21 protein-coding genes are annotated in these 24,073 nt (G+C 70.5%); 14 read left to right on the forward strand and 7 right to left on the reverse strand.

Annotated elements, in window-relative coordinates:
* Window positions 1-1,278: an amino acid ABC transporter substrate-binding protein gene (locus EHW97_RS11335; RefSeq protein WP_124237281.1), complete on the reverse strand. Its 1,278-nt coding sequence runs from the start codon at window positions 1,276-1,278 to the stop codon at window positions 1-3.
* A gap of 128 nt (window positions 1,279-1,406) precedes the next feature.
* Between EHW97_RS11335 and EHW97_RS11340 the strand changes: the two genes are divergently transcribed.
* The 5 genes from EHW97_RS11340 (at window position 1,407) to ggt (ending at window position 6,987) form a co-directional block, all read left to right on the forward strand.
* A complete protein-coding gene (locus EHW97_RS11340) occupies window positions 1,407-2,435 on the forward strand; it encodes a LacI family DNA-binding transcriptional regulator (RefSeq protein WP_124237282.1) in 1,029 nt (342 codons plus the stop codon).
* Complete coding sequence (locus tag EHW97_RS11345; RefSeq protein ID WP_124237283.1) at window positions 2,432-3,559, forward strand: glycerate kinase; 1,128 nt, start codon at window positions 2,432-2,434, stop codon at window positions 3,557-3,559. The genes EHW97_RS11340 and EHW97_RS11345 overlap by 4 nt, the downstream gene beginning before the upstream one ends.
* 39 nt (window positions 3,560-3,598) lie before the next feature.
* On the forward strand, window positions 3,599-4,663 hold the full coding sequence (locus EHW97_RS11350; RefSeq protein WP_124237284.1) for a DNA recombination protein RmuC: 1,065 nt from the start codon (window positions 3,599-3,601) through the stop codon (window positions 4,661-4,663).
* A 2-nt stretch (window positions 4,664-4,665) separates the two neighbouring features.
* Complete coding sequence (locus EHW97_RS11355; protein ID WP_124237285.1) at window positions 4,666-5,085, forward strand: DUF6542 domain-containing protein; 420 nt, start codon at window positions 4,666-4,668, stop codon at window positions 5,083-5,085.
* A gap of 75 nt (window positions 5,086-5,160) precedes the next feature.
* Complete coding sequence (ggt, locus tag EHW97_RS11360) at window positions 5,161-6,987, forward strand: gamma-glutamyltransferase (protein WP_124237286.1); 1,827 nt, start codon at window positions 5,161-5,163, stop codon at window positions 6,985-6,987.
* A gap of 83 nt (window positions 6,988-7,070) precedes the next feature.
* Here ggt and EHW97_RS11365 read toward each other — a convergent pair whose 3' ends face one another.
* Window positions 7,071-8,057: a 4-hydroxy-3-methylbut-2-enyl diphosphate reductase gene (locus tag EHW97_RS11365; RefSeq protein WP_124237287.1), complete on the reverse strand. Its 987-nt coding sequence runs from the start codon at window positions 8,055-8,057 to the stop codon at window positions 7,071-7,073.
* Window positions 8,058-8,187: 130 nt separating this feature from the next.
* On the opposite strand from EHW97_RS11365, the gene xseA reads away from it, so the two are divergent.
* Both xseA and EHW97_RS11375 read left to right on the forward strand, forming a co-directional pair.
* Window positions 8,188-9,414 carry an exodeoxyribonuclease VII large subunit gene (gene xseA / locus EHW97_RS11370; RefSeq protein WP_124237288.1) on the forward strand — a complete coding sequence of 409 codons (1,227 nt, stop codon included), beginning with the start codon at window positions 8,188-8,190 and terminating at the stop codon, window positions 9,412-9,414.
* Entirely contained in the window at window positions 9,404-9,646 is a 243-nt protein-coding gene (locus tag EHW97_RS11375; protein ID WP_124237289.1) for an exodeoxyribonuclease VII small subunit, read from the forward strand. The genes xseA and EHW97_RS11375 overlap by 11 nt, the downstream gene beginning before the upstream one ends.
* Here EHW97_RS11375 and EHW97_RS11380 read toward each other — a convergent pair.
* Complete coding sequence (locus tag EHW97_RS11380) at window positions 9,586-10,131, reverse strand: DUF4245 domain-containing protein (RefSeq protein WP_124237290.1); 546 nt, start codon at window positions 10,129-10,131, stop codon at window positions 9,586-9,588. The genes EHW97_RS11375 and EHW97_RS11380 overlap by 61 nt on opposite strands.
* A 67-nt stretch (window positions 10,132-10,198) precedes the next feature.
* Here EHW97_RS11380 and glpX point away from each other — a divergent pair, with 67 nt between their 5' ends.
* A complete protein-coding gene (gene glpX, locus EHW97_RS11385; protein WP_378079946.1) occupies window positions 10,199-11,206 on the forward strand; it encodes a class II fructose-bisphosphatase in 1,008 nt (335 codons plus the stop codon).
* The gene (locus tag EHW97_RS11390) at window positions 11,206-11,823 is read left to right on the forward strand and encodes a polyamine aminopropyltransferase (protein ID WP_124237292.1); all 618 of its coding nucleotides are present in this window, start codon (window positions 11,206-11,208) and stop codon (window positions 11,821-11,823) included. The genes glpX and EHW97_RS11390 overlap by 1 nt, the downstream gene beginning before the upstream one ends.
* On the opposite strand, the gene EHW97_RS11395 is transcribed toward EHW97_RS11390, so the two are convergent.
* Window positions 11,765-12,694 carry a LysR family transcriptional regulator gene (locus tag EHW97_RS11395; protein WP_124237293.1) on the reverse strand — a complete coding sequence of 310 codons (930 nt, stop codon included), beginning with the start codon at window positions 12,692-12,694 and terminating at the stop codon, window positions 11,765-11,767. The two genes, EHW97_RS11390 and EHW97_RS11395, sit on opposite strands and share 59 nt — an antisense overlap.
* Window positions 12,695-12,775: 81 nt before the next feature.
* Between EHW97_RS11395 and EHW97_RS11400 the strand changes: the two genes are divergently transcribed.
* Window positions 12,776-16,189 carry a proline dehydrogenase family protein gene (locus EHW97_RS11400; RefSeq protein WP_124237294.1) on the forward strand — a complete coding sequence of 1,138 codons (3,414 nt, stop codon included), beginning with the start codon at window positions 12,776-12,778 and terminating at the stop codon, window positions 16,187-16,189.
* Between the two features lie 182 nt (window positions 16,190-16,371).
* The gene (locus EHW97_RS11405) at window positions 16,372-17,757 is read left to right on the forward strand and encodes a class II fumarate hydratase (protein ID WP_124237295.1); all 1,386 of its coding nucleotides are present in this window, start codon (window positions 16,372-16,374) and stop codon (window positions 17,755-17,757) included.
* Between the two features lie 68 nt (window positions 17,758-17,825).
* Here the strand turns inward: EHW97_RS11405 and EHW97_RS11410 are convergent, their stop codons facing one another.
* Complete coding sequence (locus EHW97_RS11410) at window positions 17,826-19,244, reverse strand: sodium:solute symporter family protein (protein WP_124237296.1); 1,419 nt, start codon at window positions 19,242-19,244, stop codon at window positions 17,826-17,828.
* Between the two features lie 54 nt (window positions 19,245-19,298).
* Window positions 19,299-20,147: a MurR/RpiR family transcriptional regulator gene (locus EHW97_RS11415; protein ID WP_124237297.1), complete on the reverse strand. Its 849-nt coding sequence runs from the start codon at window positions 20,145-20,147 to the stop codon at window positions 19,299-19,301.
* A gap of 83 nt (window positions 20,148-20,230) precedes the next feature.
* Between EHW97_RS11415 and EHW97_RS11420 the strand changes: the two genes are divergently transcribed.
* Entirely contained in the window at window positions 20,231-21,475 is a 1,245-nt protein-coding gene (locus EHW97_RS11420; protein WP_166367490.1) for a metal-dependent hydrolase family protein, read from the forward strand.
* On the opposite strand, the gene EHW97_RS11425 is transcribed toward EHW97_RS11420, so the two are convergent.
* A complete protein-coding gene (locus EHW97_RS11425; protein ID WP_124237298.1) occupies window positions 21,472-22,785 on the reverse strand; it encodes a DUF2079 domain-containing protein in 1,314 nt (437 codons plus the stop codon). The genes EHW97_RS11420 and EHW97_RS11425 overlap by 4 nt on opposite strands.
* Window positions 22,786-22,910: 125 nt before the next feature.
* Between EHW97_RS11425 and EHW97_RS11430 the strand changes: the two genes are divergently transcribed.
* Window positions 22,911-23,261: a PadR family transcriptional regulator gene (locus tag EHW97_RS11430; protein ID WP_124237299.1), complete on the forward strand. Its 351-nt coding sequence runs from the start codon at window positions 22,911-22,913 to the stop codon at window positions 23,259-23,261.
* On the forward strand, window positions 23,261-24,004 hold the full coding sequence (locus EHW97_RS11435; protein WP_124237300.1) for a hypothetical protein: 744 nt from the start codon (window positions 23,261-23,263) through the stop codon (window positions 24,002-24,004). Before EHW97_RS11430 ends, EHW97_RS11435 begins: the two co-directional genes overlap by 1 nt.
* Window positions 24,005-24,073 lie beyond the last annotated feature (69 nt).

Genomic DNA, 24,073 nt, shown 5'->3' on the forward strand with positions numbered 1-24,073 from the left:
TCACCAGGCCGGCTTCTCGGCGATGAAGTCGGCCTCGGCCGCTTCCTCGGGGAGGACGATCTTGATCTCGCCGTCGACGTACTGCTGGATCAGGTGGGCGCCCTGCGGGCGTCCGGCCTCGTCCCACGAGAGCGGACCGACGACGGTCTGGACCTCGTTCTCGCGCAGCCAGTCGATGAGCGACTGCTGGCACTCCGGTGACGCGTCCGCGCACTCGACGGCCTCGACGGCCGCCGCGACGACCTGACCGGTCGTCCAGGCGTTGGCCTCATCCTCGTTCGGCGGGGTGCCGTGCATCTCGGTGTAGAACTCGACGAATTCCGCGTTGGTCTCCCACGACGCCTCAGGCGTGTAGCCGGTGGGCGAGATGATGCCCTCGGTCTGCGCGCCGATGGCCTCGGGGAACTCCGGGTTCGTCGGCGCGGTCGAGAACGCGGCCATGCGCGGCTGGTAGCCGAGCTGGCGGACGGCGACGATGAGGTTGACCGCGTCCTGGTACTGCGTGCCGCCGACGAGGATGTCGGCGTCGGAGTCGGCGATCTTGTTGGCGATGGAGCTGAAGTCCGTCGTGTTCGGCGGGTAGACCTCGTCGACGACGGTCTCGACGCCCATCTCCTCGAGCCGGTCCTTGAGGCCGTACGCGGTGCCCTGGGCGAAGGGGTCGTCCATCGCCGCGTAGGCGGCGGTCTTCGGACGCTCAGCCTCGGGCATCTGCTCGATGTAGTCCGCGAGGTAGTCGTAGTGATCCTGCGCGACCGCCGGCGCGGCGTAGAAGAGGTTGTCGAAGCCCTGCGTGAAGATCTCCTCGGCGGCGCCCGCAGGCTCGACGAACAGGAAGCCGTAGTCCTGCGCGACCTGCGCGGCCGGGACCACGAGGCGCGTCGAGAACGGTCCGAAGACGAGGTCGACGCCGTCCTGGTTGATGAGCTTCTCGTAGTCCGAGGCGACGCGGTCGGCGTTCGACTGGTCGTCGAGGATCTTCAGCTCGACCTCGCGACCCAGCAGGCCGCCGTTCTCGTTCACGTACGCGGCCCAGGCCTCGTACCCGCGCTGCACGCCCTTGCCGGGCTCGGAGAAGTCGCCGGTCAACGGGAGCGAGATGCCGATCGTGATCGGTCCGTCCTCGTCGGAATCTCCTCCTCCGCCCCCGGCGCTGCCGCTGCTCAGGCAGCCGGCGAGCGTCAGCGCGGCCACACCGGCGACGACCGCCGACGACCCTCGCTTCCAGGCTCCGCCGACGCGGTGGCCGCGTCCTTCCCGCCGCTCGTGACCGATCATCTCTACTCCTCGCGCATGGTCGCTGCTGTGCTCGAAAGCGCTTTCGTAAGCGCTTGCGCTAAAGTAGAGCCGAACCCCCGGAGTGTGTCAAGGGTCACATCGGAATCCGAGTGAGAAGAGGTGCATCGATGCGAGCTCCACGCGCGTTGCGTCTGCAAGACGTCGCCGAGCGCGCGGGAGTGTCGCTCGCGACCGCTTCGCGAGCGCTCTCGGGACGGGACGGAGTCAGCAGCGGCGTCGCCGAGCGGGTCCGCGAAGTCGCGCGCGACATGGGTTACGTCGCCAATCCGCACGCACGCTCCCTCGCCGGCGGATCGACGCCCTCGGTCGGGCTCGTCGTCCACGAGATCAGCGACCCCTACTTCGCCGAGATCGCCACCGGGGTGATGCGCGTGGGCGACCGCGAGGGGCTCACCGTCCAGGTGTGTCACACCGGCCGGGACCCGGACCGCGAGGTCGCTCAGATCCGCGCATTGACCGCCAACCGGGTCGGTCGGATCATCATCGCCGGTTCCGGTTTCGTCGACGCCGCGGTCCAGCGCGAGACCCGCCGGGCGCTCGACGACTACCGCGCCACCGGTGGCCGGGTGGCGGTCATCGGCCGCCACCACCTGAGCGCCGACGCGGTGCTGCCGGACAACCGCGACGGGGCCCGTTCCATGGTCGAGCATCTCCTCTCCCTCGGACACCGCCGCCTGGCGATCGTCGCGGGATCACGTCTGCTCACCACCGTCGCCGACCGCCTCGCCGGCGCCACCGAGACCCTCACCGAGCACGGGCTCGATCCGGCCTCCATGCCGGTGATCGAGGCCGAGTTCACGCGGCGCGGCGGCAAGGAGGCGGCGCGCCGCGTGTTGGACGAGCACCCGGACGTCACCGCCATCCTCGCGCTCAACGACGACATGGCGATCGGCGTCCTCTCCGCGCTGCGGGGCGCCGGCGTCGACGTCCCCCGCGACGTCTCCGTCGCGGGCTTCGACGACATCGGCGTCGCACAGGACCTTGCGCCGTCCCTCACCACGGTGCGACTGCCGATGACCAGCATCGGCGAGATCGCGCTGTCCCTCACCTTGCAAGAGCCCGCGGCTCGGCCCCGGCGCCGCACCACCGGCCACGAACTCGTGATCCGCGACTCGACGGGAGCCCCACGCCCATGACCCATCACCGCCCGGCCGTGTTGCTCGCTCCGGACAAGTTCAAGGGGTCGCTCGACGCCGACGCCGTCGCTGCGGCACTCGAACGAGGGTTGCTCGGCGCGCGTCCCGACCTCGACGTCATCCGGCAGCCCATCGCCGACGGCGGCGACGGCACGATCGACGCGCTCGTGGCCGCGGGCTACGAGCGTCGGACCGTTCAGGTGCACGGTCCGACCGGCGAGGCCGTCACCGCCTCCTGGGCACGTCGCGACGACACCGCCGTCGTCGAACTCGCCGACGCATGCGGACTCAAGCGCCTCGACGGCCCGCTCGCGCCGCTGGACGCGTCCAGCCGGGGGCTCGGCGAGGTCGTGCGCGACGCGCTGGACGCGGGCGTGGATCGGGTCGTCATCGGGCTCGGCGGCAGCGCCAGCACCGACGGCGGCAGCGGTCTGCTCGTCGCGCTCGGTGCCACCATCCGCGACGGCGCCGGGCTCGACCTCGAACCGATCGGACGCCATCTCGCCGAGATCGCCTCGGTCGACCTCGCGGGCCTGCACCCACGCTGCCACGAGGTCGAGTTCGTGGTGGCCAGCGACGTCGACAACCCGCTGCTCGGCTCGCGCGGAGCGGCCGCGGTGTTCGCGCCGCAGAAGGGCGCCTCCCCCGCCGAGGTGGAGTTCCTGGAACGCGGATTGCGCCAGTGGGCGGATGTTCTCGCCGCGGCCTCGGGCAGCGATGCGCGCGAGGTACCCGGGGCGGGTGCGGCGGGCGGCGTGGGATTCGCGGCGCTCACGGCGCTCGGAGCGACGGCGCGGTCCGGCATTGACCTCGTGCTGGAGACCGTCGACCTGGATCAGCACCTCAAGCGCGTCGACCTCGTGATCACCGGCGAGGGCTCGCTCGACGAGCAGACGCTGGGCGGCAAGGCTCCCGCGGGCGTGGCTGCGGCGGCCCGGCGATTCGGTGTCCCGACCGTCGCGGTGTGCGGGCGTTGCGAGGTGGACGAGGCGCGGTGGACCGCTGCCGGCTTCGACGACGTACTGGCGCTCAGCTCCCTCGAACCCGACCCGGCCCGCAGCATGCGCGACGCGGTCGCGTTGCTCGAACGCCTCGGACAGCGACTCGCGTCGCGGCTGTCCTGAGCGCCTGGGTTTGTCAGTGGTCCGCGTGACAGTGGAGGCATGGACGCCCTGACCTTGCTGCTCGTCGCCGTTCTCGCCCTCGTGACCGGCTTCGCGCTCGGCCACGTCGCCGGGGCGCGCCGCCGTCCCGCAGCCCCCGCCGTGGAGTTCGACGCCGCCCACCGTGCCGTCGAGCCCGTCGCGGCCAGTCTGGACCGTTTCGACGCTCGGCTGCGGGAGCTGGAGTCCCAGCGGGTGGCCTGGCAGGCGCAGTTGCGCGAGCAGGTCGAGTCCGTCCGGCTCAGCAGCGACCAGTTGCGCCGCGAGACGGCCTCGCTCGCCTCCGCTCTCCGACGCCCGCAGGTCCGCGGGCGGTGGGGCGAGATGCACCTCAAGCGCACGGCGGAACTCGCCGGCATGCTCGAACACTGCGACTTCGACCTCCAGGTCTCGACGCGCAGCGACGACACGCTCCTGCGACCGGACATGGTGGTGCGGCTCGCTGGCGGGAAGTCGGTGGTCGTCGACGCCAAGGTGCCGCTCGACGCCTATCTCGACGTCGCCCAGGCCGAGGACGACGACGAAGCCGCCGCGCATCTGCGCCGTCACGCCCGCCAACTGCGCACGCACGTCGACCAGCTCGCCGCCAAGACCTACTGGCGCCAGTTCGACACGGCGCCCGAATTCGTGGTGCTGTTCGTGCCCGGGGAGTCGTTCCTGTCCGCAGCGTTGGAGACGGACGCGTCGTTGCTCGAGTACGCGGCCGCCAAGCAGGTCGTCCTCGCGACCCCCACGACGCTCATCGCGCTGCTGCGCACCGTCGCGTTCGCGTGGACGCAGGAGAAGCTCGCCGACAACGCGCGCGAGATCCACCGAGCCGCTCGCGAGCTGTACGAGCGCATCGGCACGGTGTCGGGTCACGTCGACCGGCTCGGCGCAGCGCTCGAGCGCGCCGTCGGCGCGTACAACGAGACGGTCGCGTCCGTCGAGTCGCGCGTCCTCGTCAGCGCCCGGCGCCTGCAGGATCTGCAGGTCAGCGACCGCCCGCTCGAGATGCCGCGGCTGGTCGACACGACACCCCGCGCGATGACGGCGCCCGAGCTCACGGATCGACTAACGTCGTGATCATGGCCTCGGCGCTGTGGCGCGCACCACGCAACCTGGCGAGTCACGACCTGACCGCCCGGCAGGCCGTCGTGCTGGCCGCGCTCGCGATGCTCATCGTCACGGCGCTCGACCTCATCGACGGTCGGCTGGGAGTGGCGTTCGGCGTCGGATTCGTTCTCGTCGTGGCCACGGTCCCGCTGGCCGTCCGATCCGATGCCTTCTTCACCGCGGGCGTCTTCCCCCCGCTGCTGTTCGCCGCGATCATCCTCGCGGTCGCGGCATTCTTCGGCTCGGCGCTCGTCATCGAGGGTCTGCCGGACTCCGCGGGCGTCCTCGGCAGGGCGCTCTCGGGCACGATCGCCTTCGGCGTCCCGCTGCTCGTGGGGCATGCCCTCGCACTGGCGGTCATCGTCGTGCGCATCCTCAAAGAGCCGGCCTAGACCCTCCGTTTCCTCGCTTGCCCCGGTCCGTTCCTCGTCCTACGGTGACGAGAACGACGATTCGGGGGGATCGACATGGCCACACGGCATTTCCTTCGCGCCACGGCAGCTGTCGCCGCGGCCACCACCACACTCGCGCTGCTGAGCGCTCCCGCCCTCGCCGGCCGAGGCGGCCACCGTCCCGGCACGGAGGCGGGTCCCACCGCCACCGGCACCCATGGGGCGGTCGTCTCGGTCGACGCCGACGCGACCCGGGTGGGGCTCGACGTCCTCAAACGCGGGGGTAACGCGGCCGACGCGGCCGTCGCCACCGCCGCCGCGCTCGGGGTCACCGAACCGTACAGCGCGGGCATCGGCGGCGGCGGGTACTTCGTGTACTTCGACGCCAAGACCGGCGAGGTCAGCACGATCGACGGCCGCGAGACAGCGCCGGCGGGCATCACGCCCGACGCCTTCATCGATCCCGCCACCGGGGAGCCCTACCGGTTCACGCCGGAACTGGTGTCCTCGGGCGTCGCGGTCGGCGTCCCGGGGACCGTCGCCACCTGGCAGCGCGCTCTCGAGCGGTTCGGCACGAAGCGCCTCGGGCAGGTGCTGAAGCCGTCGATCTCGCTGGCGGCGCGCGGCTTCGTGGTCGACGAGACGTTCCGCCAGCAGACGCTCGACAACGCGGAGCGGTTCGCCGCGTTCCCCGACACCGCCGAGCTGTTCCTCCCGCGCGGGGATGCGCCGAAGGTGGGGACGCGCTTTCGCAACCCGGATCTGGCCCGCACGTACACCCTGCTCGCGGCGCGCGGACCGGAAGCGTTCTACTCCGGCCGGCTCGCTCAGGAGATCGCTCAGACGGTCCAGGCACCGCCGAAGGACCCGGCCTCTCAGCTTCCGGCGCCCGCCGGAAGCATGACGGCGGAGGACATCGCCGGCTACGAGGTCCTCGACCAGGAGCCGACGCACGTCGATTACCGCGGCCTGAGCGTGTACGGGATGGCGCCGTCGTCGTCCGGCGGCACCACCGTCGGTGAGGCGCTCAACATCCTCGAGAACTTCCCGCTCGGACCCGGTGACGACCTCGCGCGGAGCCTCCACCTGTACCTCGAGTCCTCGGCGCTGGCCTACGCCGACCGCGGCGCTTACGTGGGAGACCCCGCCTTCGCCGATGTGCCCACCTCGACGCTGCTGAGCCAGGAGTTCGCCGACAGCCGCGCGTGCCTCGTCGACCCCGACACCGCGGCGCCCAAGCCCGTCGCCGCGGGTTCCCTCGACGGCGCCGCCTGTGGCACCGCGGCGCACGAGGAGAAGGCCGACACCGAGAACGTCTCGACGACACACCTGTCCGTGGTGGACCGGTGGGGCAACGCGGCCGCGTACACGCTCACGATCGAGCAGACCGGCGGCTCCGGCATCACCGTGCCGGGTCGGGGCTTCCTGCTCAACAACGAGCTGACCGATTTCACGACCGTCTACGATCCCGCGGATCCCAACCGCATCGAGCCGAACAAGCGGCCGCGCTCCTCGATGGCGCCGACGATCGTGACCGAGGGCGACCGCGTGCGGTTCGTCCTCGGCTCGCCGGGCGGTTCGACGATCATCACCACCGTCCTGCAGATCCTGCTCAACCGCGTCGACCTGGGCATGAGCCTCCCCGAGGCCGTTGCCGCGCCACGCGCCTCGCAGCGCAACACCGCCGCCACCACGGCCGAGCCCGCGTTCATCGAGCAGTACGGCGATCTGCTGACGCCGTACGGCCACGAGTTCGTGCCCGCCGGGGACGCCTTCACGTCGCAGGCCGAGATCGGTGCGGCGGCAGCGATCGAGGTCGACCGGCGGGGCCGGATCACGGCTGCTGCCGAGCCCGAACGCCGCGGCGGTGGCACGGCGATGGTGGTCCACCCGCGCCGGTGACCCTGCCAACGAGAAGTCCGACGTTCGATCTCGAACGTCGGACTTCTCGTTGCGCTAGGTTCGGTGAGTGCCGGGCGCGGTGGTTACTGGCCGGCGGCCTTGAGGTCGCGGCGGAGCTCGGGAGGCAGCGCGAACATCAGCGACTCCTCCGCGGTGCGGACGGCGCGGGCGTCACCGATGCCGCGCTCGGCGAGGTAGGCGAGGACGTCCTGCACGAGGTCGTCGGGGACCGACGCGCCGGAGGTGACACCCACGACCGAGACCCCCTCGAGCCACGCGTCGTCGATCTCGCTGACGTCGTCGATGCGGTACGAGGCGGCGGCGCCGGCCTCGAGAGCGACCTCGACCAGTCGGACGGAGTTCGAGGAGTTCGCCGAGCCCACCACGATCACCAGGTCGGCGTCCTTGGCGATCTCCTTGACCGCGACCTGACGGTTCTGGGTGGCGTAACAGATGTCGTCGCTCGGCGGGTCTTCGAGCTGCGGGAACTTCTCGCGCAGCCGGCGCACGGTCTCCATCGTCTCGTCGACGCTCAGCGTGGTCTGCGAGAGCCACGAAAGCCGGGTCCCTTCAGGGAACTCGAGAGAGTCGACGTCGTCGGGATGCTCGACCAACGTGATGTGGTCGGGCGCTTCGCCCGCGGTGCCCTCGACCTCCTCGTGACCGGCGTGACCGATCAGCAGGATGCGGTAGTCCTCCTTGGCGAAGCGCTTGGCCTCGTGGTGGACCTTGGTGACCAGCGGGCAGGTGGCGTCGATGGTCTTGAGTTGACGCTCGGCGGCCTGTGCGTGGACGGCCGGCGAGACGCCGTGCGCGGAGAAGACGACGGTCGATCCCTCGGGCACCTCGTCGAGCTCCTCGACGAAGATGGCGCCGCGCGCCGCGAGGTTCTGCACGACGTGCTTGTTGTGCACGATCTGCTTGCGCACGTACACGGGCGCACCATACAGATCGAGGGCCTTCTCGACCGTGATCACCGCACGATCGACGCCCGCGCAGTAGCCGCGCGGATCGGCCAGCAGCACCGAGCCGCCGACCGTGGGCATGCCGAGTTCGACCGAGGACGTCATGGTGGCCATCGTAACGAACGCGGAAACCCCCGGCGGGTGGGACGCGAGCGGGCCCGGGCGCAGAAAATCACGCTCCACACCTGGTCCGGTACTGCGCAAGAACGGCGGACCCTGCGCCTAGGGTGGACGCATGCCTCTCGAGACGAGTCCGGACTCTCCCGCGCCGCTGCGGCAGATCTCCGGGCTGATCGGCGGCTACGTCGCCCGCCTCGGAGCGGTGTGGGTCGAGGCCGAGATCGCGCAGCTGAACCGGCGACGCGGCGTGTGCTTCCTGACCCTGCGCGACCTCGAGGCCTCCTTGAGCATCTCGGCCACGTGCCACGCCTCCGTGCTCGACGCCTCGCCGTCGCCGGTCACCGAGGGCGCCCGTGTCGTCGTGCACGCCAAGCCGGACTTCTATCAGCCGAGCGGGCGGCTCTCCCTCGCGATCCGCGAGATCAGGCCCGCCGGCGAGGGCGAACTCCTCGCGCAACTCGAGCGCCGCAAGCAGCTGCTCGCCGCCGAGGGGTTGTTCGACCCGCGGCTCAAGCGCCCCCTGCCCGCGCTCCCCCGCGGCATCGGACTCATCACCGGCAAGGACTCCGCGGCCGAGCGCGACGTCATCGAGAACGTCCGACTGCGGTGGCCCGGCGCCACGCTCCACGTCCGGCACGCCCTCATGCAGGGCGGTCAATGCGCCGGACAGGTCATCACCGAGCTCCGCCTCCTCGACGACCACGACGACGTGGACGTCATCGTCATCGCGCGCGGCGGCGGTAGCGTCGAGGACCTCCTTCCGTTCTCCGACGAGGCCCTCATCCGCGCGGTCCACGCCGCCACCACACCTGTAGTCAGTGCGATCGGGCACGAGCCCGACACCCCGATCCTCGACCTCGTCGCCGACCTTCGCGCCTCCACCCCCACGGACGCGGCCAAGCGCATCGTCCCCGATGTGCGCGAGGAGATCGCCGCGCTGGGGCAGATGCGAACCCGGGCCCGCCATGCCCTCCGCACGCGACTCGAACGCGAGCAGCACGGCCTCGACGCGCTGCGCAGCCGCCCGGTGCTCGCCACCCCCACGACGGTGGTGGAGATGCAGCAGGACCTCGTCGACCACCACCGCGACCGGGCACGGCGTGCCCTCACCGCGCGGCTCGACCGGGCCCACGACGAGATCGGCCACCACCTCGCACGCGTCCGCGCGCTGTCGCCACTCAACACCCTGCAACGCGGGTACGCCGTCGTCCTGGGGCCCGACGGGCACCCCGTCGTCCGGACCGAGCAGGTCACGTCCGGCGACGACGTCCAGATCCACCTCACCGACGGGCTGCTCACCGCCCGCATCGAGCACATCGAGGAGCACCACCATGACGACTGACGCGCTGCCGGGCACGGGCCCGGAACTCAGCTACGAGCAGGCGCGCGACGAATTGATCTCGATCGTGCAGCGCCTGGAGACCGGCGGCACCTCGCTCGAGGAGTCGCTCGCGCTGTGGGAACGCGGCGAGGAACTGGCGACGATCTGCCAGACGTGGCTCGACGGAGCCCGTCAGCGGCTCGCGGCGGCCTCGGGCGAGAGCGTCGAGAACGGCACGAGCGACGCCACGTAGTCCTCGGTGTCCTCGGGTGAGGCGGTCGAGCGCACGACCGTCGTGATGTCCCCGTCGGTCAGGGCGTACACGATCTCGTCGCGGGTCTCCCCGACCCGCCACTCCCGGCCCTGCAGCGACACCTGCTGCCCGTCGTCCTCGACGGCGCGGCTGTAGGCCTCACCCTCGCCGTCGCGCAGCTGACGGATGCCGAGGAACTGGTCGTCGTCGGTCACGACGCCCATCTCCCACGTTCCGGCGTCGATGCGCGCGGAGTTGGAGATCCAGCCGTCGGGCAGGCGCTCGGGCACGAACGGATCGAAGCCTGCGGCGGGCTCGACGGCCGACGCGGCCTCCTGATAGTCGACGGCCGAGACCGGGTGATCGGGCTCGACGGTGAAGAACACCCGACCGATGAAGAAGAGGGCGAGAACCCCTGCTGCGAGCACCAGGACGGTGCGCAGGACGTCGCTCATCTTGGCATTCGCGCCGCCGTAGTTGCTCATGCCGCCACGATAGGGGGCCACCCCAGAGCCTCGGCGATCAGCTCCGAGCACCGCTAGGATGCCGGATGTGGAGAGCCTGAAGCCTGCTGCCGACGCCCCTGACCGTAACCTCGCGCTCGACCTGGTCCGCGTGACCGAGGCCGGCGCCCTCGCGGCGGGCCGGTGGGTGGGCCGCGGCGACAAGAACGGCGCCGACGGGGTCGCCGTCAACGCCATGCGCTCGCTCATCAACACCGTCGCGATGGACGGCGTCGTGGTGATCGGCGAGGGCGAGAAGGACGCCGCCCCGATGCTGTACAACGGCGAACGCGTCGGCGACGGCACCGGCCCGGAGTGCGATGTCGCCGTCGACCCGATCGACGGCACCACGCTGACCGCCAAGAGCCTGCCCAACGCGATCTCGGTCATGGCCGTGGCTCCTCGCGGCGCCATGTACGACCCCTCGGCGGTGTTCTACATGGAGAAGCTCGTCGCCGGTCCCGAGGCCGCCGACCAGGTCGACATCCGCCTGCCTGTCGCCGAGAACATCTCGATCGTCGCGAAGGCCAAGGGCGTCTCGAACGCCGACGTCACGGTCTGTGTGCTCGACCGTCCGCGCCACGAGCACCTCGTCGAGGAGATCCGCGCGACCGGCGCTCGCATCAAGTTCATCCTCGACGGAGACGTCGCGGGCGCCATCACGGCGGCCCGGCCCGGCACCGGCGTCGATCTGCTCGTGGGCATCGGCGGCACGCCCGAGGGCATCATCACCGCCTGCGCGATGAAGGCGATCGGCGGCGTCATTCAGGGCCGGCTGGCGCCGAAGGACGACGAAGAACGCCAGAAGGCGCTCGACGCCGGTCACGACCTCGACCGCATCCTGCTGACCGACGACCTCGTGAGCGCCGACGACTGCTTCTTCGTCGCCACCGGCATCACCGACGGCGAGCTCATGCGCGGTGTCCGGTACGGCAGCGGCCTCGCCTTCACCGAGTCGATCGTCATGCGCTCCCGCTCGGGCACGATCCGCAAGATCTTCAGCGAGCACCAGCTTCACAAGCTGCGCGCCTACTCGGCGGTCGACTACGACGGCTGATGACTGCGCAGCTGCGCCGGCGACCCGATGGCGCGCTGGAGCTGCGGGTCAATGGCGTCTTCGTCATGGACGACGCCGAATCGACGTCCGAGCGGCTCCTCGCCCGGACGGTCCTCGACCTGGGTGCGCGTGAGGTGCTGGTCGGCGGCCTCGGACTGGGTTTCACGCTGCGCGAATTGCTCGACGGCGGCGCCGAGCGGGTGATCGTCGCCGAGATCGAGCCCGAGCTCGTCGACTGGCTGGCCGACGGCACGATCCCGGGCGGCACGGCGCTGCTGGAGAACGAGCGGACCGAGGTCGTCGTGGCCGACGTCCGCGAGGTCGTGGCTGCCCAGTCGCCCGATTCGCTCGACGCGATCGTGCTGGACGTCGACAACGGGCCGGACTTCCTCGTGTACGAGCAGAACGCGGCGGTCTACGGGGACGACTTCGTCGCCGAGTGCGCGGCCAGGCTCCGGCCGGACGGGCAGCTGTGCGTCTGGTCGATGGCCGACTCCCCCGCGGTGCGCGACCGGCTGGCCCGGCGGTTCCACGAGGTCGAGGCCCTCGAGGTGCCGGTCACGCTGCAGGAACGCCGGGAGTCGTACTGGGTGCTTCGAGGCTCGCGGCGACGCTGACCAGGGTCTCGCGGCACGCCACGATCGCCGGGCTCTGCGCGATCGACGGACGGGTCGCCGTGAACACCTGGCGCCGAGGGTCGCCTGCGAGGTCGTGCAGCAGGACGTCGGCGCTGCGGCCGAGCCACAGCAGATCCGGGATCAGCGCGACCGCGAGCCCGGACTCGACGAGGTCGATCTGGGCCTGCAGATCCGGCGTCTCGTAGCGCACGTCCGGCTCGAACCCCGCCTGCCGGCACGCCTGCTCCGCCCAGTGCCGTGAGGCGACGTCGTCGGGTTCCATCGTCCACGGGGCCGTGGCGGCGTCGGCGATCGTGCGGATCTGCGAGAGCGGACCGCGGCGCGGTGTGGCCAGGCGGATGCGGTCGGCGATGAGGCCGACGCGATCGAGCTCGGCGTGCCAGGGGGCCGCGTGGCCGGGGTACTGCTCGGCGACGACGAGGTCGAAGTCCCCGATCGATGTCGCACCCAGCGCCGTCTCAGGCTCGCGCTGGTGCATCTCGACCCGCACCAGCGGGTGACTCGCCTGCAGCGAGAGCAACGTCCGGGGCATCAGTGCGAGTGCCGCAGACTGGAAGATGCCGATCCGCACGGTGCCGACCGCCGCGTCGAGCGACTCCTCCAGATCCGTCTCCGCCTGTTCGAGCCGGGCCAGGATCGCCGCCGTGTGGCCGACGAGGATCTCGGCCTGCGGCGTCAGCTGCAGGCGCCGTCCGACCTTGCGCAGGAGCGGGACTCCCACCTCCCGTTCGAGCTGGCTCAGCTGCTGCGAGACCGACGACGGGCTCTGGTGGAGGGCCGCCGCGACCCGGGCGATGGTGCCGCGGTGATGGAGCTCGCGCAGGAGGCTGAGGCGGCGGACTTCGAGCATGGTGAACCTTCGGCAAGAGCGAACGATAATCGTAAGAAAACGTCACTTTACCCGAAGAATCCGGATTTCCATACTGGTGTCATGTCCGCCCCCCTTCCGATCCCCGATTCCCTGGCCGACGACGCCGTTGCGCTCGTCCGCCGCTGGCTGCGCGACGCCGAGTCCGAGCCGGTCGACCGCTCCGCAGCCCAGCTCGCCGGGCTGCTCAAGGACCCCAAGGGTCTCGACTTCACGGTCGGCTTCATCGACGGCGTCATCCGCCCCGAGGATCCGCGGATCGCGGCCCGGCGTTTCGCCGAGCTGGCGCGCGACGTCCCGGACTTCCTCTCCTGGTACCTCAAGGTCGCCGTCAAGCTCGGCGCCGTCGGTGGCCGCATGCTGCCGCGCCTCGTCATCCCGATCGTGCGCCGTGTGCTGCGGCAGATGCTCGGCCACCTCATCATCGATGCCCGCGACGACCAGCTCGGCTCCGCGATCGCCAAGATCCGCAAGCCCGGCACCCGGCTGAACATGAACCTGCTCGGCGAGGCCGTCCTCGGCGAGCAGGAGGCCGAGAAGCGCCTCGAGGGGACTCACCGCCTCCTCGCCCGCGAGGACGTCGACTACGTCTCGATCAAGGTGTCCTCGACCGTCGCCCCGCACAACCGGTGGGCCTTCGACGAGGCCGTCGACCACATCGTCGAGAGCCTCGTGCCGCTGTACCGCCGCGCCGCGGAGTCCCCGCGCCCCAAGTTCATCAACCTCGACATGGAGGAGTACCACGATCTCGATCTGACGATCGCGGTCTTCACCCGCATCCTCGATCTCCCCGAGTTCGAGAAGCTCGAGGCCGGCATCGTCCTCCAGGCCTACCTGCCCGACGCCCTGGGTGCGATGCAGCACCTGCAGGAGTGGTCGGCCAAGCGCGTCGCACGCGGCGGCGCCCCCATCAAGGTGCGCGTCGTCAAGGGCGCGAACCTGCCGATGGAGCGCGTCGAGGCCGCCCTTCACGGCTGGCCGCTCGCGACGTGGTCGAGCAAGGCCGAGTCCGACGCGAGCTACAAGAGCGTCATCGACTACGCCCTGCACCCTGACCGCATCGACAACGTGCGGATCGGCGTCGCCGGCCACAACCTCTTCGATCTGGCGTGGGCCTGGCTGCTCGCCGGTGAGCGCGACGTCCGCCGCGGCGTCGAGTTCGAGATGCTGCTCGGCATGGCCCCCGGACAGGCCGCCGCGGTCCGCCGCGAGGTGGGTGAGCTGCTGCTCTACACGCCGGTGGTGCACCCCGACGAGTTCGACGTCGCCATCGCCTACCTGATCCGCCGCCTCGAAGAAGGCGCGAGCCAGGACAACTTCATGTCCGCCGTGTTCGAGCTCTCGACCCACGAGGACCTGTTCCGCCGCGAGGAGGAGCGGTTCCGCACGTCGCTGGGCCTCATGTTCACCGAGGCGCCCCAGCCCAACCGCGGCCAGGACCGCCGGTCTCTCCCCGAGCCCTACCCCTCGGAGTTCGCCAACGCGGCGGACACGGACCCCGCGCTGCCGGGCAACCGCGAGTGGGCGCGCGCCATCCTGACTCGCGTGCCGGAGTCCACCCTCGGCGACGATCTGGTCGAGCGGCACACGATCGTGCACCCGCACGACCTCGAGGAGCAGATCTCCGGTGCCGTCGCCGCAGCCCCGTCCTGGGGTGCGCTGAGCGGCGCCGACCGGGCCGACATCCTCGTCCGTGTCGCGCACAGCCTGGAGAAGCACCGCGGCGAACTGCTCGAGGTCATGGCGTCCGAGTGCGGCAAGACCCTCGACCAGGCCGACCCCGAGGTGTCCGAGGCGATCGACTTCGCCCTCCACTACGCCGAGCTCGCTCGTGAGCTCGACGAGGTCGACGGCGCCCGATTCCAGCCGGTCAAGCTGACGCTCGTGGTGCCGCCGTGGAACTTCCCGGTCGCGATCCCGGCCGGCTCGACGCTCGCCGCGCTGGCCGCCGGTTCCTCGGTCGTCATCAAGCCCGCCCCCCAGGCTCGCCGCTGTGGCGCGATCATGGTCAAGGCCCTGTGGGAGGCCGGCGTCCCCGAGGACGTGCTGCGTCTCGTGAACGTCGGCGAGGACCAGCTCGGCCGCCAGCTCATCTCCGACGAGCGGGTCGATCGGCTCATCCTCACCGGCGCGTTCGAGACCGCCGAGCTGTTCCGCAGCTTCCGTCCGGACCTGCCGCTGTTCGCCGAGACGAGTGGCAAGAACGCCATCATCGTCACCCCGAGCGCCGACCTCGATCTCGCCGTCAAGGACGTCGTGTACTCGGCGTTCGGCCACGCCGGTCAGAAGTGCTCCGCCGCGTCGCTGGTGATCCTCGTCGGTTCGGTGGCGACCTCGCCGCGCTTCCGCCGCCAGCTCCTGGACGCGGTCCGCTCGCTCAAGGTCGCCTGGCCCTCGGACCCGACGGCGCAGATGGGCCCGATCATCGAGCCGGCACAGGGCAAGCTCCTGCGCGGCCTCACCAAGCTCGGCCCCGACGAGACGTGGCTCGTGCGCCCCGAGCAGCTCGACGAAACGGGTCGACTCTGGAGCCCCGGCGTGCGTGACGGCGTGCAGCCCGGCTCGGAGTACCACCTGACGGAGTACTTCGGCCCGATCCTCGGCATCATGACCGCCGAGACCCTCGAGGAGGCCATCGAGCTGCAGAACGCGGTCGACTACGGCCTGACCGCCGGCCTGCACTCGCTCGACCCGGCCGACATCGAGCTGTGGTTGCACAAGGTCCAGGCCGGCAACGTGTACGTCAACCGCGGCATCACCGGCGCGATCGTGCGCCGCCAGCCCTTCGGCGGCTGGAAGAAGTCGGCCGTCGGTGCCGGCGCGAAGGCTGGTGGCCCCAACTACCTCGTCGCGCTCGGCAACTGGGAGAGCGTCGAAGCGACCGTCGAGGACCGTCCCGCCGCTGCAGTGACGCGATTCGTCGAGGAGGCGTCGCGCATCCTCGCGCTCGACGAGGCAGCCCGCGCCCGGCTCGACCGTGCCGCCCAGAGCGACGCGGCCAGCCTGCGGGCCGAGTTCGGCGTGCGCAAGGACGTCAGCGGCCTGTGGGCCGAGCGCAACGTGTTCCGCTACGTCCCCTCCCCCGCGGTCATCCGGCTCGAGGAGGACGGCGACGTCGCCGACCTGGTCCGCGTGGCGGCCGCCGCCGTGGCCGTCGGCGCACCCGTCACGGTCTCGCTGCCGACGAGCCAGTACAGCGCGCTCTTCGAGGGCACGGGCCTCGCCGTCGAGGTGCTCGCCGAGGACGCGTGGCGACGTGCCCTCGCCGGTGGTCCGGCCCAGCGCGTTCGCCTCGTCGGCGGCTCGGCCTCCGACGTGCTGCGGGCCGTGGACGGCCGCCCGGACATCGCGGTCTACGACCACCCGGTGACCGAGGCGGGCCGGATCGAGCTGCTCCCGTTCGTGCTCGAGCAGGCGATCAGCATCACCGCTCACCGGTTCGGCACGCCGAACCACCTCACCGACGCGATCGTGTGAACCTGCGGCCGGTGACGGCAGCCGGTCAACCTCTCTCGACCTGCCGTCACCGCCGCCTCCGAGTGCGCCGCCGCCCTGCTCGTCGCAGGCCGGCGGCGCACTGCTGTTGACGGGAAACGACGCCCCCGCTGCAGCCACCACCGGAAGCCACCAGAGAGCCTGACAACGATAGGGTGCGAGACATGACCGAATACCGCATCGAGCACGACACCATGGGCGAGGTCCGGGTCCCGGCCGACGCCTTGTGGCGCGCGCAGACGCAGCGCGCCGTCGAGAACTTCCCGATCTCGGGAACGCCGATCGAGTCCGCCCAGATCCGTGCCCTGGCACAGATCAAGGCGGCCTGCGCCCGCGCCAACGCCGAGCTCGGCATCCTCGAGCAGGACGAGGCCGATGCCATCGTCGCGGCCGCCGCCGAGGTCGCGGCCGGGCAGCACGACGACCAGTTCCCGATCGACGTCTTCCAGACCGGATCGGGCACGTCGAGCAACATGAACACCAACGAGGTCATCGCCACGATCGCCTCGACGTCGCTGGGCCGCGAGGTGCACCCCAACGACAAGGTCAACGCCTCGCAGTCGAGCAACGACGTCTTCCCGACGTCGATCCACGTCGCCGCGACGGAGTCGGCGCTGCGCCAGCTCGTCCCGGCCCTCGACCACCTGGCCAGCAGCCTCGAGCGCAAGGCCGAGGAGTTCGCGACCGTCGTGAAGTCCGGCCGGACGCACCTGATGGACGCCACCCCGGTCACCCTCGGTCAGGAGTTCGCCGGCTACGCCGCCCAGATCCGCAAGGGCATCCGCCGCGTCGAGGCGGCCCTGCCCGCCACCGCCGAGGTACCTCTCGGCGGCACCGCCGTCGGCACCGGCATCAACACGCCTCAGGGCTTCCCGCAGCGGGTCATCGCGATCCTCGCCGAGGAGACCGGCCTGCCGATCACCGAGGCCACGGACCACTTCGAGGCTCAGGGCGCGCGCGACGGGCTCGTGGAGATGAGCGGTGCGCTCAAGACCGTCGCGGTCAGCCTCACCAAGATCTGCAACGACCTGCGCTGGATGGGCTCGGGCCCCCGCACCGGCCTGGCCGAGATCAACCTGCCGGACCTGCAGCCCGGATCGAGCATCATGCCCGGCAAGGTCAACCCGGTGCTCCCCGAGGCGACGCTCATGGTGGCCGCCCAGGTCATCGGCAACGATGCCACGATCGCCTTCGCCGGCGCGTCCGGCTCGTTCGAGTTGAACGTCATGCTCCCGGTCATCGGCCGCAACCTGCTGGAATCGATGCGCCTGCTCGCCAACGCCTCGGTCACGTTGGCGGACCGCTGCATCGACGGCATCACGGCCAACGTCGACCGCTGCAAAGAGTACGCGGAGTCGAGCCCCTCGGTCGTCACCCCGCTGAACCGCTACATCGGGTACGAGAACGCCGCGGCCATCGCCAAGAAGGCCGTCAAGGAGCGCAAGACCATTCGTCAGGTCGTGCTCGAAGAGGGCTACGTCGAGCGAGGCGAGATCAGCGAGTCCGATCTCGACACCGCTCTGGACGTCATGAGCATGACGCACCCGTGAGCTGAACCGCAGCTACGAGAAGGGGCGCCGTCCGGCTGGACGGCGCCCCTCGTCGTAGCTGTGCGCGGTCAGCGCTGGTCAGCCGCTGCCGTCGCTTCCACCGGTCGGGCCCGGGCCGGTGTCAGCAGTGAGACCACCACCAGCGTCACGATCGCCGCCGGCAGCGAGATGATCACCGAGTTCACGTCGGCCGACCGTCCGGTGGCCTCCCAGAACACGGTCACCGCGCCACCGACCAGGATCGTCGCGATGGCACCCGCCGCGGTGGCGCGCTTCCAGAACAGCGCGGCGAGGATCACCGGCGTCAACGCGGCGCCGTACATCGTGTAGGCGTACATCTGCAGTTCCAGCACCGACGGGAAGAACTGCACCATGATGTAGGCGAACACCGCGATCGCGAGCACCGATGTCCGGCCCACCATGACGCCCGCACGCTGGTTGGCGCGCTCGGGCTGGTTCACGAAGATGAGGTCGTAGACGAAGTTGCCCGAGCAGGTGAGCAGGTACGACGAGCCGGTCGTGATGATCAGCGCGAGGGCCGCCACCAGGACGATCCCGCCGATCAGTTCGGGCGTCGTCTCCGCTCCGGCGAGCCCGAGGATCGCCATGTCCGGCTCGATGCCGGGCAGCAGGAAGCTCGACGACGAGGCGAGCAGGATGATCGGGCCGATGATGAAGATGGCGCCCACGAAGAACATGATGGTCGCCTTCGTCGCGGTGCCACCGTCCTTCGCCGCCGCCAAGCGCTGGTGCATGTTCTGGTCGCCGAGGATGAGCAGGAACAACGGCAGGAAGTACCCGAGCATCTGCACCGGTCCGAGGCTCCCGGTGAAGGTCCGCAGCGCCGGGTCGAGGCGGTCGACGTAGCTGCCGACGCCGCCCACGTCCTGGGTGAAGACGTAGACCAGGCACACCAGCAGACCGAGGACGATCAGGGCCGCGGAGTAGAAGTCCGTCCACGCGACGGACTTCAGGCCACCTCCCAGCGTCAGCACCGTGATCAGCACCGCGGCGATGACGGTGCCCTGAGCTGCCGAGACCGGCAGGATGAGCGAGAGGATGTTCCCCGCCCCGGTGAACTGGTATGCGGTGATCCCGACGAAGGCCAGCAGCACCATCGCCGTTCCGACCACGCGGGTGGCCCGGCCGAAGCGGGCCTGGAACAACTCGGGCACGGTGCGAAATCCGTTCGCTCGCACCTTCGGTGCGAGGGCGAGCAGGCACAGGATGCCGACGAACGTCCCGAGGAAGAAGATGATGCCGGGAATCGGCCCGTAGGAGTAGACGAAGTTGGCGCCGCCGATGATCGATCCGCTGCCGACGAACGTCGCGAGCATCGTGCCGGCGAGGACGGGGGCGGGGAGGGACTTTCCGGCGAGGACGAAGTCCTCGCCGTCCTTCATGACCGCCGCGCGGGAGAACCACAGCGCGACGGCGATCATCAGGGCGCCGTAGAGCACCATGAGCGTGAGGTAGGTCGCAGACATGACCCCCACCCTAAACGCAATGAACGTTGCAGTGGGTCACGATCGTGTTACGTCTCATTCGTCGTCGACGATGCCGAGGCGCTCCCACAAGTCGTCCAGCTCGCGCAGCCGAGCCCGCGTCGCGGCTCGGTCCGCGTCGGCGAGCAGGCGGAGAATCGACTGGCTGACGCTCACCGCGCAGGTGATCGAGGGGACGAAGCTGCGGCCCTCGCTCGGAACTGCGATGAACACGTCGGCGAGTTCCGCGACGGCCGAGCGGCGGTCGGCGATGGCGACCACGGTGGCACCGCGCTGCTTGGCCACGTCCGCCAACTCCCGCACCAGGGACGTGGTCTTCCAGATGCTGTAGGTGAAGAAGCAGTCGCCCTCCCCCAGCAGCCGCGCACTGTTGAGCATGGCGGTGGATGCACCCGACTGCAGCATCACGTCGTATCCCAGCATCTGCCCGACGTGGGCGAGCTGTTGCGCCGGCGCAGCATAGGTGCCCGTGGTGAAGACGACGGTTCGGCGGGACGTGCGGATGACCTCGCTGGCCGCTCGCACCGCGGCCGTGTCCAGACTCGTCAGCATCGTCTCGAGCAACCGCAGGTCCTGACCGATGGTCTGGCCGACGGGGTCCGCATCGTCGGCGGAGTACAGGTCATAGACCCGCTCGACGGTGAGCGACGAGAGGTACCGGTTGCGGACTTCGGTCGACAGATCGGGCCACCCGCTGAAGCCCAGGAGCTGCGCCGCGCGGACGACGGTCGCAGCGTTCACACCGGCTCGGCGGGCGAGTTCCTGCGCGGACGCGTACGCGCTGTCCTCCGGGTCGGCGATGATCGCGTCGATCACCGCTTTGGTGCCGCGGCCGACCTTGCGTTCGCCGACCAGATCGGCCAGCCACTGCCGGATGTCGCCCATCGCGACCCCTCCCACCTTCTTGCAATAAACGTTGCACCAGCGCTACGGTGACCGCAATTCATCCCACGTCGCCAGGAGGCCCTGTGTACCTGTCCCGCGAGTTCCGTGCTGTCACCCAGGCGAGGATCCTCGACCCCGAGGGTGGGACGCTGAGCGATCCCCGCGACATCATCCTCCATGAGGGGCGCATCGCGGCCATCACCGCGCCCGGCGAGGTGGACGCCCGCGATGACGAGGTACTCGACGCCGGCGGTCGGGTCGTGATGCCCGGCCTCATCGACGCCCACGTGCACGTCACCGCATCGACGGCCGATCTGGCTCGCCTCGGTGAGACGTCACCTTTCCTCGTCGCGGCTCAGGCTCAGCAGCTCATGGGCCAGATGCTGCTGCGCGGCTTCACCTCGGTCCGCGACGCGGCCGGGGCGGACTACGGACTCGCCGAGGCCGTGGACCGCGACCTGTTCGTTGCTCCCCGGCTCTTCTTCGGCGGCAAGGCCCTGTCGCAGACCGGCGGCCATGGCGACGTCCGCGGCCCCGGCTCGCAGATCGTCGACGATCACGCGTGCTGCCCGCACATCGGGATCGTCTGCGACGGCGTGAGCGAAGTGCGCCGCGCGGCCCGCGCACAGTTGCGCACGGGAGCGCACCACGTGAAGGTCATGCTGTCCGGCGGTGTGGCGTCTCCCACCGACCGCGTCGACTCCACGCAGTTCTCCGACGAGGAGATCCTCGCCATCGTCGAGGAGGCGACCGGCGCGAACCGGTACGTGCTCGGCCACGCGTACACGGCCCGGGCGGTCAACCGCGGCCTGCGGTTGGGCGTGCGCTCGATCGAACACGGCAACCTCATCGACGAGACGAGCATCCCGCTGTTCCGCGAGTACGACGCCTTCCTCGTGCCGACGCTCGTGACCTACGACCGGCTCAAGGCCGAGGGCGCCGAGCACGGTCTCCCGCCGGCCAGCCAGCGCAAGGTCGACGACGTGCTGTCCTACGGCCTGGGCGCGCTCAAGCTCGCCACGGAGGGCGGCGCGAACGTCGTCTTCGGCACCGACCTGCTCGGCGGCATGCAGCAGCACCAGTCGCGTGAGTTCCTCATCCGCGCCGAAGTGGCCTCCCCCCAGCAGATCCTCCGCTCCGCCACGACCACGGCTGCCCGGCTCCTGCAGGCCGAGGGTGAGCTCGGTGTCGTGGCCCCCGGAGCGCACGCCGACCTCCTGGTCGTCGAGGGCAACCCGCTCGAGGACATCACACTGCTCGCCGATCCCGCCACCACCCTCGCGGCCGTGCTCAAGGGCGGCCGCCAGGTGGTCGACCCGGCCGCCTAATCCGCGCCGCCGCGGCGCGCCACGACGTAACCGCCCTCGTCGAAGATGACGGTGTAGGTCGTGCCGTGCGCGCGGCGGCCGTACTCGACGACGTCGTCCTCGGAGTACATCGCGTCGAACACGATGTAGTCCGGAACGGCGTCGCCGACGGTGCCGCGCCAGTACACGTGATGGTCCGTGACCAGGTGCGTCAGCAGACCGAGGTCGGATTCCACGTAGGCGCCGTCCGGCACATGCTCCATCGCGCCCTCGGCCGCCTCCGCGCGAGGCGACTCCTGCCACGTCTCGGCCTTCGCGAGCGTGGTCAGCGGGGAATCCACGACCGTCACCGCGGTGACCGCCACCGCGGCCAGGGTGGCCGGCCAGATGAGCCGGCGGCGGCGAGCGAGCACGTCGATCATCGCGACGACGACGATAGGCATGAGCACGAGCGAGTAGTGCCACTCGGTGCCCCAGTAGTACGGGTTGTCGCCGACGAAGCGCCACGCGAAGGTCGGCACCGCCACGACCGCCCACGGCGAGAGCAGCGCCGCGAGCCCGGTGATCGCGAAGGTGAGGGCGAGCGTCGACAGCTTGCGCTGCGGCTCGGCGGCGAGCGTCGCGAGCACACCGGACTCGCCGCCCAGAGCGCCGGTGTAGTCGTAGGCGTCGCCGGAGTTGAAGTGCGGAATGACGAGTCCCACGACCACGCCGACGGCCACGACGCCGGTGACCGCAAGTGCGACGCCGCGCCGCCGCTCCCCTGCCAACCACAGGGCGACCCCGATCGCGGCCACGGTGAACCCCATGTCCTCCTTGACCAGGAGCAGCGGCAGCGACCACAGGACCACCCGCGAGTAACGCGCCTCGACGAAGGCGACTCCCGCCAGCGCGAGGAAGGGCAGGGCGAACGCCACCTCGTGGAAATCGGCCGCGACCGCCGACTGCACCCCGAAGGACACCGCGTAGAGCAGGCCCACGATCGACCCCGCGACGCCTCCGAGGTAGCGGATGCCCAAGGCCGTGATGATGCCCGCCGAGATCGCGATGAGCACCGCTTGCGCGACCAGCAGCGTCTGCGCATGCGGAAAGACGCGGTAGATCGGCCCGAGTACCGCGTAGATGGGCGAGAAATGGTCGCCGAGGATGTGATAGCCCGGGCCCTTCACCGGAACGATGGGTGCCTCGAAACGCGAGTAGGCGGCGACGGCCTGCTCGAAGATGGCGTTGTCCCAGGAGGTCACGGTGAAGCGCCGGAAACGAAGGACGGACAGGGTCGCATACACCACAGCGGTGAGCGTCCCGACGATCCACGGCATCCGGCGTTCCATAGCGCCCCCACCGTAGCGGCCGTGAGCGACGACGGCGGGCGCGGGCGGACCGCCCCGTCGGCGCCATGGCGCCTCCCGGAGCCCGCTAGGTTGTGACACTACCTAGATAGCGATACGATGCAGCCGTGGAGACCGAGAGAGCCTGGCCGGCGGAGTGGCTGCGCGCTGTTCTCTCACTCGCTGTCCTGCGGGCGATCGACGACGGCGCGACCTACGGCTACGCGATCGCGGTGCGTCTCGAGCAGGCCGGACTCGGGACAGTCAAGGGCGGCACGCTGTACCCGCTCCTGGGCCGGCTCGAGGACGGCGGTCTCGTGGAGGCCGAGTGGCGTGCGGGCGAGGGCGGTCCCGGCCGCAAGCACTACATGTTGACCGCAGAAGGCAACCGGTCCCTGCAGGAGCAGGCCGAGCGGTGGGGACGATTCGCCTCACTCATGCACTCGCATCTGCTCGACACCATGACGGAGGAAACCTGATGACTGACCGACTCGAGGCCCGGCTGGCACCTGATATGGAGCCCACCTGGGTCGAGCAGTTCATCCTCGAGGCGCGCCTGCGCGATGTGCCGGGCGACCGGATCGGCGACGCGCTGACGGAGGCCAATGCTCACTGCCGCGATGCCGGAGAGACTGCCGAACACGCTTTCGGCGACCCGGCCGCCTACGCCCGCGCGATCGCCAGTGGCCGGCCAGCGGAGAGAACCGACTGGTTCCGCCTTCTGGCGCCGAGCGTCGTGCAGCTCGTCGGCGTCGTGGTCACATTGAACGGCGTCGGCGCGTGGGCGGCCGGCGACGCCGTGACCGTGACGTGGGGCATGGCCGCGATGCTCGTGCTGCTGTGTCTCAACGTCGTGGCTCTCGCACTGGTGCTCGATCGCGCGTTGAGCACGATCGTGCGCCGACCCGTTCTCTCAGCGGTCGTCGCCGGAGGTGCCGCCGCGGTGGCCGCCGGCGCCGTCGCCGCGCTGCTTCTCATCGAGACTCCACTCGTCGTGCTTCCGTTCGGCGCAGTCCTGGTCGTCGGAGTGATCATTCTCGCTGCCGGCATCGCCGCCGAGCAGGCGGCGATGCGGTCGGGTGTCGCGCACGATCCCATCACAGCGCCCGGAAACCCCGAGGACGACGCGGAACGTCCAAGCCGTTTCCCCTGGACGTCGTTGACCTCGCTCGCCTGGGTCGCGATCGGCGCGGCAGTGATCGCGGTGCTCAACGGGCGCTGACCCGGGAGAAACGGACGCGGACCCACCAGCACGCCGCGACTCGTAGCGGCGACCGCGTCGCTAGGGTGG

The sequence above is a fragment of the Aeromicrobium camelliae genome (assembly GCF_003850045.1).
Lineage (GTDB): Bacteria > Actinomycetota > Actinomycetes > Propionibacteriales > Nocardioidaceae > Aeromicrobium > Aeromicrobium camelliae.

Coding starts and splice junctions, on each gene's coding strand:
- EHW97_RS11425 (WP_124237298.1), bottom strand. CDS start 22,785: ATGGAACGCCGGATGCCGTGGATCGTCGGGACGCTCACCGCTGTGGTG.
- EHW97_RS11395 (WP_124237293.1), bottom strand. CDS start 12,694: ATGCTCGAAGTCCGCCGCCTCAGCCTCCTGCGCGAGCTCCATCACCGC.
- EHW97_RS11355 (WP_124237285.1), top strand. CDS start 4,666: ATGGCCTCGGCGCTGTGGCGCGCACCACGCAACCTGGCGAGTCACGAC.
- EHW97_RS11345 (WP_124237283.1), top strand. CDS start 2,432: ATGACCCATCACCGCCCGGCCGTGTTGCTCGCTCCGGACAAGTTCAAG.
- EHW97_RS11380 (WP_124237290.1), bottom strand. CDS start 10,131: ATGAGCAACTACGGCGGCGCGAATGCCAAGATGAGCGACGTCCTGCGC.
- EHW97_RS11390 (WP_124237292.1), top strand. CDS start 11,206: ATGACTGCGCAGCTGCGCCGGCGACCCGATGGCGCGCTGGAGCTGCGG.
- EHW97_RS11410 (WP_124237296.1), bottom strand. CDS start 19,244: ATGTCTGCGACCTACCTCACGCTCATGGTGCTCTACGGCGCCCTGATG.
- EHW97_RS11435 (WP_124237300.1), top strand. CDS start 23,261: ATGACTGACCGACTCGAGGCCCGGCTGGCACCTGATATGGAGCCCACC.
- EHW97_RS11400 (WP_124237294.1), top strand. CDS start 12,776: ATGTCCGCCCCCCTTCCGATCCCCGATTCCCTGGCCGACGACGCCGTT.
- EHW97_RS11375 (WP_124237289.1), top strand. CDS start 9,404: ATGACGACTGACGCGCTGCCGGGCACGGGCCCGGAACTCAGCTACGAG.
- EHW97_RS11365 (WP_124237287.1), bottom strand. CDS start 8,057: ATGACGTCCTCGGTCGAACTCGGCATGCCCACGGTCGGCGGCTCGGTG.
- EHW97_RS11340 (WP_124237282.1), top strand. CDS start 1,407: ATGCGAGCTCCACGCGCGTTGCGTCTGCAAGACGTCGCCGAGCGCGCG.
- EHW97_RS11405 (WP_124237295.1), top strand. CDS start 16,372: ATGACCGAATACCGCATCGAGCACGACACCATGGGCGAGGTCCGGGTC.
- xseA (WP_124237288.1), top strand. CDS start 8,188: ATGCCTCTCGAGACGAGTCCGGACTCTCCCGCGCCGCTGCGGCAGATC.
- EHW97_RS11335 (WP_124237281.1), bottom strand. CDS start 1,278: ATGATCGGTCACGAGCGGCGGGAAGGACGCGGCCACCGCGTCGGCGGA.
- EHW97_RS11350 (WP_124237284.1), top strand. CDS start 3,599: ATGGACGCCCTGACCTTGCTGCTCGTCGCCGTTCTCGCCCTCGTGACC.
- EHW97_RS11415 (WP_124237297.1), bottom strand. CDS start 20,147: ATGGGCGACATCCGGCAGTGGCTGGCCGATCTGGTCGGCGAACGCAAG.
- ggt (WP_124237286.1), top strand. CDS start 5,161: ATGGCCACACGGCATTTCCTTCGCGCCACGGCAGCTGTCGCCGCGGCC.